Origin of the sequence: Streptomyces sp. NBC_00239, from assembly GCF_036194065.1 — a bacterium.
GTDB lineage: Bacteria > Actinomycetota > Actinomycetes > Streptomycetales > Streptomycetaceae > Streptomyces.
In genome coordinates, this window is record NZ_CP108095.1 from 4,345,249 (window position 1) to 4,363,453 (window position 18,205).

General features: G+C 74.7%; 13 protein-coding genes and 2 tRNA genes. 12 read left to right on the top strand and 3 right to left on the bottom strand.

Going from position 1 to position 18,205, the window contains the following annotated elements; all coding sequences use genetic code 11:
* Window positions 1-4 precede the first annotated feature (4 nt).
* Entirely contained in the window at window positions 5-3,928 is a 3,924-nt protein-coding gene (locus OG764_RS19180) for a response regulator (protein ID WP_328969653.1), read from the bottom strand.
* A gap of 103 nt (window positions 3,929-4,031) precedes the next feature.
* The gene (locus OG764_RS19185) at window positions 4,032-4,460 is read right to left on the bottom strand and encodes an SSI family serine proteinase inhibitor (protein ID WP_328969654.1); all 429 of its coding nucleotides are present in this window, start codon (window positions 4,458-4,460) and stop codon (window positions 4,032-4,034) included.
* A gap of 144 nt (window positions 4,461-4,604) precedes the next feature.
* Here OG764_RS19185 and OG764_RS19190 point away from each other — a divergent pair.
* The 12 genes from OG764_RS19190 to OG764_RS19245 all read left to right on the top strand — a co-directional run bounded on the left by OG764_RS19190 (window position 4,605) and on the right by OG764_RS19245 (window position 16,606).
* Window positions 4,605-4,695 (top strand) — tRNA-Ser (locus OG764_RS19190).
* 330 nt (window positions 4,696-5,025) lie between these two features.
* Window positions 5,026-5,101 (top strand) — tRNA-Arg (locus OG764_RS19195).
* 82 nt (window positions 5,102-5,183) lie between these two features.
* On the top strand, window positions 5,184-5,855 hold the full coding sequence (locus OG764_RS19200) for a histone deacetylase (protein ID WP_443055981.1): 672 nt from the start codon (window positions 5,184-5,186) through the stop codon (window positions 5,853-5,855).
* Window positions 5,856-6,029: 174 nt separating this feature from the next.
* Window positions 6,030-7,109 carry a S1C family serine protease gene (locus OG764_RS19205; protein WP_328969655.1) on the top strand — a complete coding sequence of 360 codons (1,080 nt, stop codon included), beginning with the start codon at window positions 6,030-6,032 and terminating at the stop codon, window positions 7,107-7,109.
* A gap of 89 nt (window positions 7,110-7,198) precedes the next feature.
* Complete coding sequence (locus OG764_RS19210; RefSeq protein WP_328969656.1) at window positions 7,199-8,080, top strand: DUF2797 domain-containing protein; 882 nt, start codon at window positions 7,199-7,201, stop codon at window positions 8,078-8,080.
* A gap of 102 nt (window positions 8,081-8,182) precedes the next feature.
* The gene (locus OG764_RS19215) at window positions 8,183-8,515 is read left to right on the top strand and encodes an antibiotic biosynthesis monooxygenase family protein (RefSeq protein ID WP_328969657.1); all 333 of its coding nucleotides are present in this window, start codon (window positions 8,183-8,185) and stop codon (window positions 8,513-8,515) included.
* A 118-nt stretch (window positions 8,516-8,633) separates the two neighbouring features.
* Complete coding sequence (locus tag OG764_RS19220) at window positions 8,634-9,503, top strand: amidohydrolase family protein (RefSeq protein ID WP_328973069.1); 870 nt, start codon at window positions 8,634-8,636, stop codon at window positions 9,501-9,503.
* A gap of 87 nt (window positions 9,504-9,590) precedes the next feature.
* The gene (locus OG764_RS19225; protein ID WP_328969658.1) at window positions 9,591-10,352 is read left to right on the top strand and encodes a response regulator transcription factor; all 762 of its coding nucleotides are present in this window, start codon (window positions 9,591-9,593) and stop codon (window positions 10,350-10,352) included.
* Window positions 10,353-10,495: 143 nt separating this feature from the next.
* Window positions 10,496-12,064, top strand: coding sequence for a sensor histidine kinase (locus OG764_RS19230; RefSeq protein WP_443055982.1), 1,569 nt, complete (start codon window positions 10,496-10,498; stop codon window positions 12,062-12,064).
* 25 nt (window positions 12,065-12,089) lie between these two features.
* Complete coding sequence (locus OG764_RS19235; protein WP_328969659.1) at window positions 12,090-13,388, top strand: glycosyltransferase; 1,299 nt, start codon at window positions 12,090-12,092, stop codon at window positions 13,386-13,388.
* Window positions 13,385-15,562, top strand: coding sequence for a glycosyltransferase family 39 protein (locus OG764_RS19240; protein ID WP_328969660.1), 2,178 nt, complete (start codon window positions 13,385-13,387; stop codon window positions 15,560-15,562). The genes OG764_RS19235 and OG764_RS19240 overlap by 4 nt, the downstream gene beginning before the upstream one ends.
* 288 nt (window positions 15,563-15,850) lie before the next feature.
* Window positions 15,851-16,606, top strand: a complete 756-nt coding sequence (locus tag OG764_RS19245; RefSeq protein ID WP_328969661.1) for a TetR/AcrR family transcriptional regulator — start codon at window positions 15,851-15,853, stop codon at window positions 16,604-16,606.
* On the opposite strand, the gene OG764_RS19250 is transcribed toward OG764_RS19245, so the two are convergent.
* A complete protein-coding gene (locus tag OG764_RS19250) occupies window positions 16,603-18,201 on the bottom strand; it encodes an MDR family MFS transporter (protein WP_328969662.1) in 1,599 nt (532 codons plus the stop codon). The genes OG764_RS19245 and OG764_RS19250 overlap by 4 nt on opposite strands.
* Between the last annotated feature and the right edge of the window lie 4 nt (window positions 18,202-18,205).

Here is an 18,205-nt window from a genome sequence, read left to right on the forward strand (position 1 = left end):
GTGGCTAATTGGTCCCGATCTTCGTCAGCAGGTCCACGATGCGGCCCTGCACCTCGGTGGTGGTGGCGCGCTCGGCGAGGAACAGCACGGTCTCTCCGGACCCCAGGCCGGTCAGGTCGGACTTGTCGATGTCCACGGAGGTGTAGACGACCAGCGGGGTGCGGTTCAGCTGCCCGTTGGCACGCAGCCAGTCCACGATCCCGGCCCGTCGCCTGCGCACCTGCATCAGGTCCATGACGACGAGGTTCGGCCGGATCCGGGAGGCGAGCTCCACGGCGTCGGTGTCCGCGTCGGCCCGGGCGACCTGCATGCCCCGGCGCTCCATGGCCGCGGTCAGCGCCTGGGCGATCTCGTCGTGCTGTTCCAGCAGCAGCACCCGGGAGGGGTGCTGCTCGCTGTCGCGCGGCGCGAGCGCCTTGAGGAGCACGGCCGGATCGGCGCCGTACGCGGCCTCCCGGGTGGCCTGACCGAGCCCGGCCGTCACCAGGACGGGAACCTCGGCGGCCACCGCGGCCTGGCGCAGCGACTGCAGGGCGGTGCGTGTGATCGGCCCGGTCAGCGGGTCGACGAACAGCGCGGCGGGGTACGCGGCGATCTGCGCGTCCACCTCCTCACGGGAGTGCACGATCACCGGCCGGTAGCCGCGTTCGCTGAGCGCCTGCTGGGTCGTCACATCGGGCGCGGGCCACACCAGGAGCCGGCGCGGGTTGTCGAGCGGCTCCGGGGGCAGCTCGTCGTCCACGGGCTGCGGCACCGGGCGGTGGAGCACCTCGACGGCGCCGCCGGGCCCGTCGAGCGGCTCGGGGCCCTCGGCGGCGTCGGCGGCGGGTGCCCCTATGGCGAAGGCGCGGCCGATCCCGAGCGAGGCACCGTCGGCGCCGCTGTCGGGCTCGGAGAGCCGCCGCCGGCGCCCGATCCCGCCGTCGGGCGCCCCGGCGGACTGCGGCGGTACGGCGGCGGCCGGTCCCGCTCCGGCGCGGCCGGGGGCCGGCGGGGTCACGGGCTGCGCGGGAGCCGACGGGGGCGCGAGCGCGGCCCCCTGCCCGAGCGTGCCGAGCGCCCGTACGGGAATGGGGCCGGCCGGGGAGTCCTGGGCCTGGCGGGCGCCGGGCAGCGGGACCGGCCCGGCGGCGGGCGGAGCTTCTTCGGGCGCGGTGCGGGCGGCGGGCACGGGCCAGGCGGCGGGGGTGGTCGGCAGCGCGCGACGGCGGCCGGTCGGGGCCCCGTCCTCGGCCGGTCCCGTCGCGGTCAGCGGGTGCGGCTGCGGGGGCGTGTGGTCGTCGGCGGCCGCGGCCGGGGCGTGGTTCTCGTTCGCCGTGCCGCCGTCGGGGGCGCCGGACAGCGCGATCGGGCTGCCGAGGACCCGGCGGGCCCGGCGCCCCTGCGCCTCGGGCGCCGCACCCGGCGCTGCCTGCCCGCCGACTGCCTGCCCGTTGGGCGTCTGCCCGTCCGGCGCGTGCGGCCCACTCAGGGCTCCAGGGGCGCCGGGAACTCCTCCGGCAGGTCCAGGAAGGCCGGGAGCTCCAGGAAGGCCGGGAAGACCGGAAGCGCCGGGAAGGCCGATCGCTCCCGGCGCTCCGGGCGTGTTCGGGGCCGCGGCCGGCCGCAGGGCCTGCTGCGCCACGGGTCCGGCGGCGGCCACGGGTCCGGCCGGGGCCGGGGCGGGCGTGTCGGAGCCGTACGGGTCGACGGTGCCGGTCTCGGTGCGGGCGCCGGGCACGGCGGGTGCACCGAGGGCCCGGCGGCGGCCGCCACCGGCCGCGGGCACGGCTTCGGGTGCGCCCTGCGGCGCGGGGCTCTCGGGGGCGGGGCCCAGCGCGCGGCGCCGGCCGTGGCCTTCCTCGGCACCGCCGGGCGCGGCCGGGGGCAGCCCCTGCGGCGGCACGGGCTGCGGGCCCTGGGCGGGAGGTACGGGCGGCATCGGCGGCATGGAGGGCATCGGCGGAACCGGCGGTCGGCCCTGTGCCGGCACCGGCGGCGCGGGCAGCGGCTGAGCGGGCACCGGCTGTCCGGCCGCGGCGGCCGAGGCGCTTTCTTCGAGCGCGCGGCCGCGCCGCCGGCCGGTGCCGTCGGCGGGCACCGGGGTGGCCAGCCCGGCGGGGTTCACGGGGGCCTGTGCCAGGTCGGCGCCGCGGGCGCGTCGGCGGCCGGACGGCAGCGCCAGCGCGCCGCCCTCGCCCGCGCCGCCCTGCACGGCCACCTCGGCGCCCGGCCCCCGCGGCACCTGCCCGTTCTGCGCTCCCTGCGGGCCCTGAGAGCCCTGGGGTCCTTGCGGTGCCGGTCGCCGGGCGGCCGGCACCTCCTCGTCGAGGAAGGCGTCCACTCCGCGCCGGGCCCGCTTCCCGCCCGGTGCCGACGGGCCGCCCGCGGGGGCTCCGGCAGCCGCGGGGGCTCCGGCAGCCGCGGGCTCGGGCGCGGATCCGCCCGCCGCCTCCGGCTCGGGTTCCGGCTCCGGGCGGGTCACCGTGCCGGCGCCCGCACCCAGCGGGACTTCGAGCACGTACGCGCTGCCGGTGGTCCCGGGCACCTTGACCGTCTGCAGCACGCCGCCGTGCGCGGCCACGATGCCCCGCACGATCGGCTCGTGGACCGGGTTGCCGCCGGCGTACGGCCCGCGCACCTCGATCCGTACGACGTCGCCGCGCTGGGCGACGGCCAGCACGATCGTGGAGTCCATGTAGCCGCCGGCGGCCGACAGCGGGGCCTTGCCCGTCGCGTCGACCCCGGCCACGTCGGCGACCAGGTGCGCGAGGGCCGTCGCCAGCCTCGGCGCGTCCACCTCGGCTTCGATCGTCGGCGCGTGCACCGCGAACTGCGCCCGGCCCGGGCCGATCAGCTCCACCGCGCCCTCGACAGCCGTCGCCACGACGTCGTCGAGCAGCACCTTCTCCTTCGCGAGCCGGTCCTTGCCCGCGTCCAGGCGCTGGAAGCCCAGCACGTTGTCGAGGAGCACGGTCATCCGTGAATAGCCGGCGGCCAGGTGGTGCAGCAGCTGGTTCGCCTCGGGCCACAACTGCCCGGCGTCGTCCGCGGCCAGCGTGGCCAGTTCGCCGCGCAGCTCCTCCAGCGGGCCGCGCAGGGCCTCGTCGGCGAGGGCGAGCAGCTGGGCGTGCCGGGCGGCGAGCGCGTCGTACGGGCGGCGGTCGGTGAAGGTCATCACGGCGCCGACGAGCTGCTCCCCGTCGCGTACGGGCGAGGTGGTCAGGTCCACGGAGACGGGCTTGCCGGCCTTGTTCCAGAGCACCTGCCCGCGCACCCGGTGCTTGCGTCCGGAGCGCAGGGTGTCGGCGAGCGGCGACTCGTCGAAGGGGAAGGGCGAGCCGTCGGCGCGGGAGTGCCCGACGAGGGCGTGCAGTTCGCGGTTGCCGAGTTCGGTGGCGCGGTAGCCGAGGATCTGGGCGGCGGCCGGATTGACGAGGACGACCCGGCCGTCGGTGTCCGTGCCGACGACGCCTTCGGCCGCGGCGCGCAGGATCATCTCGGTCTGGCGCTGCGAGCGGGCCAGCTCGGCCTCGGTGTCGACGGTGCCGGACAGGTCCCGTACGACCAGCATGAGCAGCTCGTCGCCGGTGTAGCGGTGGGCGTCGGCGTAGGCCTCGCGGCCGTCCTCGAGGGCGGCGCTGGTCACCTCGGCGGGGAACTCGCTGCCGTCGGTGCGGCGGGCCGTCATCCGCTTGGGCTTGGTGCGGCCCTCGGGCTCGTCGCCGGGCCGGCGCATCGAGCCGGGGATCAGTTTCGAGTCGAACTCGGGGAGCAGCGAGAGCAGGCCGCGCCCGACCAGACCGGTACCGGGGGACTCGAAGACGCCGAGCGCGATCGAGTTGGCGTTCACCACGGTGCCGTTGGCGTTCACGAGGAGAAGCGCGTCCGGAAGCGCGTCGAGTATTGCTGCGAGGCGAGCAGCGCCTCGCGATGGCCTGCTACTCACGACGACGCTTCCTCCCTGACTACCGGCATGTCACGGGAGGAGTCTAAGTGCACCGATCCGCCGACCGGCGGCGGATGTGGCGCAGTCTTGCCATCGTTGCTGGTCAGGAGCGCACACTCGGAAGCACGGGTTCCAAATCCTTCCACCGGCTGATCTCACACCCGTTCTTCCGGTCGAAGGCCGCCTGGACCCGCTTTCCGCGCCAGGTCCCGGTCACCTCGGCCCGTGCCGGGCCGCCGTGCTGCTGGGTGCACGTGCTCCGCGTCGACACCGGGGCGAAGGGGTCGGCCCCCTCTTCGGCGAAGGCGTGCAGCCGGGCGCAGGCCCGCTTCGCCTCGGGGTGGGTGCCGCCGACCGGGTCGCACGTCAGCTCGTAAGAGCCGTCGGCGCGCGGGTTGCCGGATCCGGCGACGGTCACGGTGAGCCGGTCTGGTGCCGGCTCGTGGAGCAGTCCGAGCGGCAGCGGAGGCAGCGGACCCGCGGCGAGGACGGCCGCGGAGACGGCCGAGGCGAGGACGAGACGGCGCAGCATGCCGTGCCCAACGAGCGGGGCGCGGCCGGGGTCACTAAGGCTTTGCCCTGGCCGCCTTGTGACTAGTACCGTGGGGGTGGATTGGTGACCGGCCCACGGGCTGTGTCATCATCTGCACGCACCCCACGTACGCGGGGGTGTGCTGGAGGCGTCGCCTAGTCCGGTCTATGGCGCCGCACTGCTAATGCGGTTTGGGTCTTAAAGCCCATCGAGGGTTCAAATCCCTCCGCCTCCGCGCTGAACACCGAAGCCCCGGTCCGAACGGACCGGGGCTTCGGTCGTTCCCGGCCAGGATGAGCCCGTGGACGCGATCCGGCCATCCGGGCCGTGCGGGCCATGTGGGTGGTGCAGGGGCCTTGCGCGGAGCGCGCGCGGGCGGGCCTGGCGAAGGGGCGGGGCCCCGCGGAAGGCAGTGTGCTGCCGAGGCCGCCGCCTCGCGACGACCCGCCATGGAGTCGTTTCCGCAGGTCAGCAGCGGTTTGGGCAATGGATTTCGCGTCCCGGCGCGGTCCATGTATTGTTGTTCTCGCAAGGCCAACGGGGCGCAAAACCCCGGGAAGCACAAGCACTCGTAGCTTAACGGATAGAGCATCTGACTACGGATCAGAAGGTTGCAGGTTCGAATCCTGCCGAGTGCACCAGCTCAGAAACCCCCCGGGATCATCCCGGGGGGTTTCTGGCATTCGGGATCCGGGAAGCCGACGGGCGCGGAGGTGACGGGCGGTGCGACGTGTTGACGGGCCGGATTCGGCGTGCGGGACCTCCCCCGAGCGGGTCTGGTACGCCTCCTACGGCTCCAACATGCACCCGGACCGGCTGGCCGCGTACCTCGGCGGCGGTACTCCGCCGGGGGGCATGCGCGCCCACCCGGGTTGCCGTGATCCGCGGCCGCCGGAGCGCTCGGTCTCCGTCGAGCTCGGCGGCTGCCTCTACTTCGCGACGGAGTCCCTGGTGTGGACCGGCGGACGCGGGTTCTACGACCCGGCGGCGGCCGGCCGCGCACGCGTCCGCGCCCACCTGGTGACCGTCTCGCAGCTGTCGGACATCGCGGCGCAGGAAATGGGCCGGGCCCCGGGGACCGACCTGGACCTGACCGCCGTGCTGCGCGACGGCCGACACACGATGGGGCCCGGCCGCTACGAGACCCTGGTCTGCCCCGGCACGATCGAGGGCCTCCCGGTGCTGACCTTCACCGCCCCGTGGGCCGTGGGGGACGTACCGCCCGCGGCGCCGTCCGCGGCCTACCTGCGCTGTCTGGTCGGCGGCCTGCTGGCCTCCGGCACCTGGGACGCGGCGGACACCGCGCGGTACCTGTCCGCGTGTTCGGGCGCCGCCGGCACCTGGACACCGGACCGGATCCTCGCCCTGACCGCCGCCGAACCACCCCGCGCCTGAGCAGCCGTTGGCCGTCTCGGGGGCGTCGGGGCGGGGACCGAGGGGCGGGCGGCCGCCAGGACAGTGGGCGGGAGTGGGCTTACGCTGGAAATGCCGATGATCGTTTCCGGGCCGAGGCCGGCCGGGACGGGGTCTGTCCGCGTCGAAGGCCCGCGTTGAAGGGGAGTCGCCCCCATGCGAGCGAGAACCAGGATCGTGATCCCCGCGGCGGTGGCGGTCGTCATCGCCACCTGCGGGTCCGCCCGGGCGGACGACCTCCCGCCCAAGGAGATCTTCGAGCGCGGCGCCCCCGCGACCGTGCAGGTGCTGGCCACCACCGGGCAGGGCCTGAGCAGCGGCAGTGGCGCCGTCTACGACGCCGGCAAGGCGCTCGTCTTCACCAACGCGCACGTGATCGAGGGCTCCGGCGCGCTGAAGGTCAGGATCGGGGACGGCGATCCGGTGCCCGCCAGGCTGCTCGGCAGCGATCCCTGCGAAGACCTCGCGGTCCTCGAGATCACGACGCCCCAGGACGGTCTCAAGGACCTGGAGTTCGGGGAGAGCGGGAAGGTCGAGGCCGGTGACGTCGTGGCGGCGCTCGGCTATCCGAGGTCGTTCGCCGACCAGGGGACCACGAAGGTCGTCTTCACCAGCGGTGTGGTCCAGTCGCCCGACGTGGCCGCGGCGCCCAGCCTCTCCCTGCCCGAACTGCCCTCCACCATCCAGCACTCGGCGACCGTCAACCCAGGAAACTCCGGTGGACCGCTGCTCAACGGCAACGCCGAGATCGTCGGCATCAACAGCCTCAAGCAGACGGCCGCGAGCAATGTGGAGGGCCAGTTCTACGCCATCAGCAGCGACCACGCCCGCCCCGTCCTGGACCGGCTGGCGGCGGGTGACAGCCGGAACAACGCCGGCTGGAACCTGATCTCGCTCGCGGACCCCGCCTTCACCGACTACTTCGAGGACCCGGCGACCGGCGAGCAGGTGCTCAGCCAGCTGTCCGGGAAGGGCGTCGAGGGCGGCATGTTCGTGCTCAACGCCGCCACCAACACGCCTGCCGGGAAGGCGGGTTTCGTCGAGGGCGACGTGATCACCCACATCAAGGACACGCCGGTCGCCAGCATGGCGGACGTCTGCGACGTGCTGCAGTCCGCCGGACCGGCCGAGAAGCTGCCCGTCGCGGGCCGCTATTCCTACAACGGGGGTACGGAACACCCCTTCGGGGAGCGCTGGTACACCGACCTCATCCTCCAGGGGAAGCCGGCGGCCTGAGCAGGCCTCCCCTCGGGTCCGTGCCGGCTACCCCGCGTCCTGCCCGGCCGCCGGGGCCCGCTGTCGGAGGCCTCTCGTACGGTGGGGGCATGTGGCGGTGTACGGGGGTGCGGTGGGCGGCGCCGGGGCCCGGGCTCCGGTGGGACGGCGCGGCGCGCGGACCGCGTGAGAGCCCACTGCGGCCGGGACAGCGGATCGCCTTCGCCGCCGTGGGCGAGCGGTGCTGCCTCGGCGTGCGGCGGGGCGGTCGGCACACGCCGTGCCCGCGCGCCGCGGTGGTGGCACCTCGGGCGGGCAGCGCGCAGTGCGCGGACTGCGCCCGGCTCGACCGGTCCTTCTCGGTGGCCGCCGACACCAATGTGGCCGACCCGCGCACCTACCGCGTGTACCTGGCGTGGTTCGGGCCCGGCCTGGTCAAGGTCGGGATCACCGCCGAGGAGCGGGGCGCCGACCGGCTGCTGGAGCAGGGCGCGGTGGCGTTCAGCTGGCTGGGCCGGGGGCCGCTGATGGCCGCGCGGCGCACCGAGGAACTGCTGCGGGCCGCCCTCGGGGTGCCCGACCGAATCCCGTACGCGCGCAAACGGGCCGTACGGGCCGCCCTGCCGCCGTGGCCGGAGCGCGCGACCGAGGTCGCCGGGCTGCACGCGCGGGCCGCCGCGCTCGCCGGGTGGGCGGAGACGCTGGAGCGGCTGCCCTGCGACGTCGTGGACCACACCGCTGCGTTCGGGCTGGAACGGATCCCGCAGCCGCTGCTGGTGGCCGGGGGCCTGACCGCCGGGGCCGTGGTCAGCGGCGAGCTGGCGGGCGTCGCCGGGCCCGACCTGCACCTCGCGGACGGGCTGGTGGTCGACACCCGGCTGCTGGCGGGCTGGGTGCTGGTCGCGGCGGATCCCGGCGCGGCCACCTCCGTGCCGGTGGTGCCGGTCGCCCCGCCGGCCGCTCCGGCAGCCGAGCAGAGCGGCTTGTTCTGACCCCGGCCGCCCCTGCCGACCAAGGTCAAATCTTGGATCCCTTTGCCGTCCTGGGCGGTTTTCCTGTGGACAGGACCGGGAGGGCTTGCGGAGGGTGGGCGCATGAGCATCCAGCCGCTTCCCGCCTTCGAACCGCCCTACCTGATGACGGTCTTCACGTCCGTGCGCACCGTCCAGGCCGACGCCTACGACGAGACGTCGGCGCGTATGAAAGCCCTGGTCGAGGAGATCCCCGGCTACCTCGGCCACGAGAACGCGCACACCCCCGGCGGACTCTCCATCACCGTCGCCTACTTCCGCGACGAGGCCGCGCTGACCGCCTGGCGCACCGACGGCGAGCACCGGGCGGCTCAGAAGCAGGGCCGGGACGAGTGGTACGACAGCTACACGCTGCACGTCGGCACCGTCGAGCGCAGCCACGGCTTTGTGCGCTGACCCCGCACCGGGCCCGCCCCCGGCCTCCGGCAGCGGCCCCGACACCGCCACGGGACCGCGTCCCGACGCGGTCGCGGTCGCGCGGACGGCCGCGGCGGTACGGGAGTTCCGGGAGCGCCTGGGGCTGCGGGCCGGGCTGGTGGACGTGCACACGCACTTCATGCCCGGCCGGGTCCTCGCCAAAGTGTGGGACTACTTCGACTCGGCCGGCCCGCTGACCGGCACCGAGTGGCCCATCACCTACCGGCACGAGGAGGCGGAACGGGTCGCACTGCTGCGGCAGTTCGGCGTACGGGCCTTCACCGCCATGCTCTACCCGCACAAGCCCGCGATGGCCGCCTGGCTGAACTCCTGGTCGGCCGGGTTCGCCGCCCGTACCGCCGACTGCCTGCACACGGCGACCTTCTTCCCCGAGGACGGGGTCGAGGAGTACGTCCGCCGGGCCGTCGCCGGCGGCGCCCGCGTCTTCAAGGCACACCTCCAGGTCGGCGGGTACGACCCGGGCGACGCGCGTCTCGAACCGGTGTGGGGACTGCTCGCGGAGGCCGGTATCCCCACCGTGATCCACTGCGGTTCCGGGCCCGCGCCCGGCAAGCACACCGGACCCGAGCCGATCGCCCGACTGCTGGCCCGCCACCCCCGGCTGCCGCTGGTCATCGCCCACATGGGGATGCCCGAGTACGCCGACTTCCTCGCGCTCGCCGAGCGGTACCCGCAGGTCAGGCTCGACACCACGATGGCGTTCACCGACTTCGCCGAGCGCCTCGGCGGCTTCCCGCCCGCCGAACTGCCCCGGCTCGCGGCCCTCGGAGACCGGATCCTGCTCGGCACCGACTTCCCGAACATCCCCTACCCGTACGAGCACCAGCTCGCCGCGCTGGAACGGCTGGGGCTGGGCGACGACTGGCTGCGCGCGGTCTGCCACGACAACGCCGCCACGCTCTTCGGACTGGCGCCGGACCCGGCGGACCCGCCCGCGGGCGGCTGACGGCGGCGGACAACAGCAGGGGTTTTCTCAGGAGATTCACAGAGAAGGACAAGAGGCCTCTCAGCAGGCGTGCGCAGCCTGGGGGCCATGACCGCTCCGACCACATCCCAGCGCCCGGTCCCGACCAGCACGCAGGCCGCCCTCGTGCGGCCCGACGGCGGGCCCTGCCGGGTGCTCGTCGTCGACGACGAGGCCGCCCTCTCCGAGCTGCTCTCGATGGCCCTGCGGTACGAGGGCTGCGAGGTGCGCAGCGCCGGTGACGGCGCGGCCGCGATCCGGGCGGCCCGTGAGTTCCGGCCGGACGCGGTGGTGCTCGACATCATGCTGCCCGACATGGACGGGCTGTCCGTGCTGGGCCGGGTCCGCCGGGAGCTGCCGCACGTCCCGGTGCTCTTCCTGACGGCGAAGGACTCGGTCGAGGACCGCATCGCGGGCTTGACGGCCGGCGGCGACGACTACGTCACCAAGCCGTTCAGCCTGGAGGAGGTCGTGGCCCGGCTGCGGGGACTGATCCGCCGCTCCGGCGCGGCCGCGGCCGCCCGCGGGGACTCGGTCCTGGCCGTCGGCGACCTCACGCTCGACGAGGACAGCCACGAGGTGACGCGCGGCGGCCAGGAGATCCACCTGACCGCCACCGAGTTCGAGCTGCTGCGCTACCTGATGCGCAACCCGCGCCGGGTGCTCAGCAAGGCGCAGATCCTGGACCGCGTGTGGTCGTACGACTTCGGCGGCCAGGCCAACGTGGTCGAGCTGTACATCTCGTACCTGCGCAAGAAGCTGGAGAACGGGCGCAGCCCGATGATCCACACCCGGCGCGGTGCCGGATACCTGATCAAGCCGGGGGAGTAGTGGCCCCGGGCCGCCGCCCCGGCCGCCGTCCCGATCGTCCGCGCGCCGATCCTCCGCGCCCCGGCCGGCGCCCGGGCCGTCCGCGCGCCGGCCGTCCGCGCCCCGGCCGGCGGCGGCCCTGGTCGCTGCGTACCCGCCTCGTCGTGTCCGCCGTGGCGCTGATCGCCGTCGTGGGCATCGCCATCGGCACCGTCACCACCCTCGCGCTGCGCTCGTACCTCGTGCACCAGCTGGACGACCAGCTCGTCACGGCCGTGGACATGGCCGCACGCGCGCCCCGCGCCCTGGGCAACGGCCCGGAGCCGCTGGGCGCGGTGCTGGCCCCGGGCACTCCCCTGGGCACGGTCGGCATCCGGCTGGACGGCTCCGGCGAGGTGGTGGACGGCGTCCGCAGCGTGGCCGCGGCCCGCCTCGGAGGGCACCGTACGCCGCTCACCCCGGCCCAGAACCAGGCCCTCGCCGCGGTCGCGGAGCGAGCCCTCGGGCAGGTGGTGGACGCGGACCTGCCGGGGCTGGGCGCGTACCGGGTGCTGACCGGTCCGGACGGCCGCTCGGTGGTCGGCTTCCCCACCCGCGAGGTGTCCGAGACGGTCAACACCCTGATCCTCGTGGAGGCGTGCGTCACCGCCGCCGGGCTGATCGCGGCCGGACTGGCCGGGCAGGCGCTGGTCGGGGTGGCGCTGCGCCCCCTGCGGCGGGTCGCCGCGACCGCCACCCGGGTGTCGGAACTCCGCCTGCACAGCGGCGAGGTGGCCCTGCGCGAACGGGTCCCGGTCGCCGAAGCCGATCCGCGGACCGAGATCGGCCAGGTCGGCGCGGCACTCAACCGGATGCTGGGGCACGTCGGTTCGGCTCTCGCGGCCCGCCAGGAGAGCGAGACCCGGGTCCGGCAGTTCGTCGCGGACGCCAGTCACGAGCTGCGCACCCCGCTCGCCTCGATCCGCGGGTACGCCGAACTGACCCGGCGCGGCCGTGAGGAGACCGGCCCCGACACCCGGCACGCGCTGAGCCGGATCGAGTCCGAGGCGGCCCGGATGACCGGACTCGTCGAGGACCTGCTGTTGTTGGCGCGGCTCGACGCGGGCCGCCCGTTGTCGTACGAGCCCACCGACCTGGTGCCGCTGGTGGTCGACGCCGTCAGCGACGCGCGCGCCGCGGGCCAGGACCACCAGTGGCGGCTGGAACTTCCCGCCACCCCGGAAACGGTGCAGGCGGACCCGGCCCGGCTGCACCAGGTGCTGGTCAACCTCCTGGCCAATGCCCGCACTCACACCCCCGCCGGGACCACCGTCACGGCGCGTGTTTCACGTGAAACATCCGCGGACCGGATCCGCCTGGAGATAGAGGACGACGGACCCGGCATCCCGGCCGCGCTGCTCCCCCGGGTTTTCGAGCGGTTCGCCCGCGGGGACGCCTCCCGCTCCCGGAACGCCGGATCCACCGGACTCGGCCTCGCCATCGTCCACGCGGTGGTCGGGGCGCACGGCGGCCGGGTGTCCGTACGCAGCACCCCGGGAAACACCTGCTTCGAGGTGAGCCTGCCCGCGTCGCACCCCGCCGCGGATCTCCCTGCGGACCCGACGCCGAGCCTCCCCGCGGACCTGACGCCGAGCCTCCCCGCGAACCGGCCCGCGAACCGGCCCGCGCCGGTCTCCGGAGAGGTCCCGGCCGCCGGCTCACAGGACGGCCACAGGCGCACCACACAGGTGTGACAGCGCGGCTCGCGAGAGTCGGTGCATGCCAACCGACATCTCCCCCGGCACGCTCCCGGCCCGCGCGCCGCTGGCGGTTCCCGCAGCCGCGCCGGCCGCACCCGGTGAGCAGCCACCCGTCCTGGACGTCGTCATTCCCGTGTTCAACGAGGAGAAGGACCTCGGGCCGTGCGTGCGGCGCCTGCACGCGCACCTGGCACGCACCTTCCCGTACGCCTTCCGGATCACCGTCGCCGACAACGCGAGCACCGACCGTACGCCCGAGGTGGCCGCCGCCCTCGCCGCCGGGCTGCCCGGGGTCCGGGTCCACCGGCTGGAGCTGAAGGGCCGCGGCCGGGCCCTGCGCACGGTGTGGTCGCAGTCCGACGCGCCCGTACTCGCCTACATGGACGTGGACCTCTCCACCGACCTGAACGCGCTGCTGCCGCTGGTCGCCCCGCTCATATCGGGCCACTCGGACCTGGCGATCGGCACCCGGTTGGCCCGTTCCTCCCGGGTCGTACGCGGACCGAAGCGCGAGTTCATCTCCCGCGCCTACAACCTGATCCTGCGCTCCTCGCTCGCGGCCCGATTCAGTGACGCGCAGTGCGGCTTCAAGGCCATCCGGCGGGAGGTGGCCGAGCGGCTGCTGCCGCTGGTCGAGGACACCGGCTGGTTCTTCGACACCGAGATGCTCGTGCTCGCCGAGCGCGCCGGACTGCGCATCCACGAGGTGCCGGTCGACTGGGTCGACGACCCGGACTCCACCGTCCACCTCGTACGGACCGCCACCGAAGACCTCAAGGGGGTGTGGCGGATCGGCCGCGCCCTGTCCGTCGGCGCCCTGCCGCTGGACCGGCTGGCCCGCCCCTTCGGCGACGACCCGCGCGACCGCGCCCTGACCGGGGTGCCGCGCGGACTGGCCCGCCAGCTCGCCGGATTCTGCGTGGTCGGGGTGCTGTCCACGCTCTGCTACCTGGGCCTGTACTCCCTGCTGCGGCTCGGCACCGGCGCCCAGGCCGCCAACGCGGTCGCCCTGCTGCTCTCCGCGCTCGCCAACACCGCGGCCAACCGCCGGCTCACCTTCGGCGTGCGCGGCCGGGACCGGGCGGTCCGCCACCAGGCACAGGGCCTGGTGGTGTTCGCGATCGGCCTGGCCCTCACCAGCGGCTCGCTCGCCTCGCTGGGCGCGGCCACCGCACACCCCGCCCACAGCACCGAACTCGCCGTCCTGATCACCGCGAACCTCGCCGCGACCGTGCTCCGCTTCCTGCTCTTCCGCGCCTGGGTCTTCCCGGACCGGCGCGCGGCAGGGCAGCCGTCCGACCCGAAGGACCCCCGATGACCCCGGCCGTACTCACACCCGCCGCCGACGCCGCCGCGCCACGGCCCGCAGCCGCCGATGCCGCCCGGCCCCGCTGGGAGCGGCCCGCGCTGGCCGCCCTGCTGCTCGGCACCGCGCTGCTCTACCTGTGGCACCTCAGCTCCTCCGGCTACGCCAACTCCTTCTACTCCGCCGCCGTACAGGCCGGTTCGGAGAGCTGGAAGGCCTTCTTCTTCGGCTCCTCGGACGCCGGCAACTCCATCACCGTGGACAAGCCGCCGGCCGCGCTGTGGCCGATGGCCCTGTCGGTCCGCCTCTTCGGGCTGGGCTCCTGGCAGATCCTGGCCCCGCAGGCGCTGATGGGCGTGGCCACGACCGGCGTGCTGTTCGCCTCCGTGCGCCGCCAGTTCGGCCCGGCCGCCGGGCTGATCGCGGGCACGGCGTTCGCACTGACGCCGGTCGCCGCGCTGATGTTCCGCTTCAACAACCCCGACGCGCTGCTCACCCTGCTGCTCACGGTCACCGTGTACTGCGTGCTGCGGGCCCTCGAAGGCGGCCGCACCCGGTGGCTCGTGTGGGCGGGCGTCGCGGTCGGCCTCGCCTTCCTCACCAAGACCCTGCAGGCCTTCCTGATCCTGCCGCCGCTCGCCCTGCTGTACGCCGTGTGCGCCCCGGTACGGCTGCGCCGCCGGCTGGGCCAACTGCTGGCGGCCGGGCTCGCGATGGTCGTCTCGGGCGGCTGGTGGGTGGCGGTCGTGGAACTGTGGCCCGCCGCCTCCCGCCCGTACATCGGCGGCTCGCAGACCAACTCCTTCCTGGAGCTGACCTTCGGCTACAACGGGCTGGGCCGGATCAACGGCAACGAGACCGGCAGCGTGGGCGGCGGCGGCCGCGGGGACGGCCCGGGCGGCGGTGGCGGCGGCTGGGGCGAGACCGGCATCGGCCGGCTCTTCTCCGACAACATAGGCGGCCAGATCGCCTGGCTGCTGCCGGCCGCGCTGGTGCTGCTGGCGGCGGGCCTGGTGGTGACCTGGCGGGCACGGCGGGCGACCGACTCCCTGGAGTCGATGGCCCGGGCGGCGTTCCTGGCTTGGGGCGGCGCCCTGCTGATCACCCTGGCGGTGTTCAGCTTCATGCAGGGCATCTTCCACGAGTACTACACGGTGGCCCTGGCCCCCTACGCGGCCGCGCTGGTGGGCATGGGGGCGGTGGTCCTCTGGGAGGAGCGGGGGACGCGGCTCGCGGCGGCGGCCCTGGCCGGCACGGTCGCGCTGACCGCCTGGTGGTCGTACGTGCTGCTGGGCCGCGCGGACGGGTACCTGCCGTGGCTGCGGTGGCTGGTCCTCGCGGCCGGGCTGGCCGCGGCGGCCGGACTGCTGGTGCGGCGGCTCGCGTTGTGGGCGGCCGGGCTGGGCCTCGCGGCGGCGCTGGCCGGCCCGTTCGCGTACTGCCTGACCACCGTCGCGGAGGGCCACACCGGCTCGATCGTGACGGCCGGCCCGGCGGTCGCCGGCGGCATGCGCGGCCCGGGCGGCGGCCGCCTCGTGCGGATGGGTCCCGGCTTCGAATTCCCCCAGGGCGGCCAGGGCGGCTTCCCCGGCGGCCAGGGCGGTACGGGCGGCCTCCCCGGCGGCGCCGGCGGCCAGAACCCGCCGCAGGGCGGCGCCGCTCCGGGCGGCACGGGCCCGGGCGGCGGCGCCGCTCCGGGCGGCACCGCGGGCGGTACGGGCGGCCCCGGTGCGCCCGGTACGGGCACACCCTCCGCACCGGGCGCACCCGGCGGCGCCGACGGCAGGATCCGTGTCGGCGGTCCCGGCGGGCTGCTCGGCGGCACGAGCGTCGGCGCGGCGCTCAAGCAGGCGCTTACCGCCGACGCCGACCGCTACACGTGGGTGGCCGCGGCCACCGGCGCCCAGAACGCGGCGAGCTACCAGCTCGCCACCGGCCACGCCGTGATGCCGATCGGCGGCTTCAACGGCAGCGACCCCTCGCCCACGCTGGAACAGTTCAAGTCGTACGTGTCGCAGGGCCGGATCCACTACTACGTCGGCAGCGGTGGCGGCGGCATGGGCGGCGGTCCGGGCGGCGGCACCAGCTCCGCGATCGCCACCTGGGTCGCGCAGAACTTCACGGCGAAGACGGTCGGCGGCGCCACGCTCTACGACCTGACGGCCCCGAAGTCAGCCGACTCCTGAAGTCCCCGACTCCTGAGGCGCTCTCGAAGCGGTCTCGGGGTGGTGAAGCACGGCCCCGCGCCGCCCGGCACGCATTCCCCCGTAGCCCTTCGGGCACGGGAGGCGGCCCGACGCCGCACCGGCCGAAGACCCAAGTACGCCCCGTACGAGGGCCTTCGGCCGGCACGCCGATCGCACGCACCGGACGACGCGGAACCGCACCCCACCACCCCGAGACCGCTTAGCATCAAGGGGGCGGACCGGGCATTCCGGGCCCGCCCGCCCCCGCCGGATGACAGAGGGTGCCTCATGGTGACTGCTGCCGACCCCGCGAAGACCGATGGCTGCCCGCGCACCAGCGTGTGGCTCGCGCCCCGCACCCACGGCGGCAGACGCCGCAGCGAGCAGCCCGCGGGGCTGGACCGGGACAAGATCACGGCAGCCGCCGTCCGGCTCCTCGACACCCAGGGCCTGGCCCGCTTCTCGATGCGCCGCCTCGCCGCCGCACTCGGTGTCACCGCGATGTCCCTCTACTGGTACGTCGACACCAAGGACGACCTGCTGGAACTCGCCCTGGACGCGGCCCTCGGCGAGTACCCGCCACCCACCCCGGCCACCGGCCCCGCCCTTACCCCGGCCACCGGCCCGGCCACAGCGCCGGCTCCCGCCCCGGACGGCTGGCGCGGCCTGCTGCGGAGCCTCGCCTGCGGGCACCGGAGGCTGCTCGCCGCGCACCCCTGGGTCTCCCCGCTGGCCGCCGTGTTCCCCAACATCGGCCCGCACGCCCGCGCCTTCGACGCCTCCGTCCAGCACGTCCTGCACGCCACCGGGCTGTCCGCGGCCGGCCGGGCCGGGGCGCATCTCGCGATCGCCCAGTTCCTGCACGGCTGCGGCACCCTGCGCCAGGCCCCCGAGGGCGACTTCCACTTCGCCCTGGAGGTCCTGGTCTCCGGCATCGACGCCCAGGCGGCCACGACCGCACCCGCAGCCACACCCGCAGCCGCACCCACAACCGCAGCCGCACCCACGCCCGCAACCGCGGCCGCCGGCACCACCGGCTCCTAGGAGGACGCGTCCGGGGCGTCCGCGGCCGGCCGGGACTTCAGCGCGACCTCCTTGATGAACACGACGAGCACCAACGCCACCAGCGCGGTCGGGGCGGCGTACAGGAACACGTCGCCGACCCCGTGCCCGTACGCGGACTCGACGACCTGGCGGAACGGCGCGGGCAGCGCGTCGAGGTCGGGGATGCCGCCCCCGCCGGTGCCGCCGTGGCCCAGCGCCGCGGCCTTCGGGCCGAGCGCGGTCAGCCCGTCCTCGACGTAGCCGGTCACCCGGGTCGCCATCACCGCGCCGAGCGCCGAGACGCCCACCGCACCGCCCAGCGAGCGGAAGAAGGTGACCACGGAGCTGGCGGCGCCGAGGTCCTCGGGCGCCACCTGGTTCTGGGCGGCGAGGACCAGGTTCTGCATCATCATGCCGAGCCCGAGACCGGTCAGCGCCATGAACAGCGCGATGTGCCAGTACTCCGTGTCGTACCGCAGGGTGCCGAGCAGGCCCAGGCCCGCGGTCAGCAGCACACCGCCGGACACCAGCCAGGCCTTCCAGCGCCCGGTCTTGGTGATGACCTGCCCGGAGACCGTCGAGGAGACGAAGAGTCCGCCGATCATCGGGATGGTGAGGACGCCGGACATGGTCGGCGACTCGCCGCGGGCCAGCTGGAAGTACTGGCTGAAGAACACCGTCCCGGAGAACATCGCGATGCCCACGAACAGCGAGGCCGCCGAGGCCAGGCTGATCGTCTTGTTGCGGAACAGCCGCAGCGGGATGATCGGGTCGCTCGCGCGGGACTCGACGAGGACGAACACCAGGCCCAGCAGCACCGCGCCGCCGGTCATCGCCCAGGTCTGCCAGGAGATCCAGTCGTACGAGTCACCGGCCTGCGTGACCCAGATCAGCAGCAGGGAGACGGCGGCGCTGATGAAGAAGGCGCCCGCCCAGTCCACCTTGACGTCCCGTTTGACCACCGGCAGTCGCAGTGTCTTCTGGAGCACGACCAGGGCGATCACGGCGAACGGCACGCCCACGTAGAAGCACCAGCGCCAGCCCAGCCACGCGGTGTCGGTGATGACCCCGCCGAGCAGCGGCCCCCCGACGGTCGCGACGGCGAAGACCGCGCCGAGGTAGCCGCTGTACCGGCCGCGCTCGCGCGGGGAGATCATCGCGGCCATCACGATCTGCGCCAGCGCGGAGAGGCCGCCGACGCCGATGCCCTGGACCACGCGGCAGGCGATGAGCATGCCCGTGTTCTGCGAGAGCCCGGCCACCACCGAGCCGAGGACGTAGATCACCAGGGATATCTGGACCAGCAGCTTCTTGCTGAACAGGTCGGAGAGCTTGCCCCACAGCGGGGTGGCCGCGGTCATCGACAGCAGGGCGGCGGTGACCACCCACGTGTACGAGGCCTGGGTGCCGCCGAGGTCGCTGATGATCTGCGGCAGGGCGTTGGAGACGATCGTCGAGGACAGGATCGCCACGAACATGCCGAGCATGAGCCCGGACAGGGCTTCCATGATCTGGCGGTGCGTCATGGGGGCGTTGTCGGACACGGTCTCCGACTGGCTCTCGCCCCGCACACCGGTGGGTGTGGCAGTAGCCATGTGT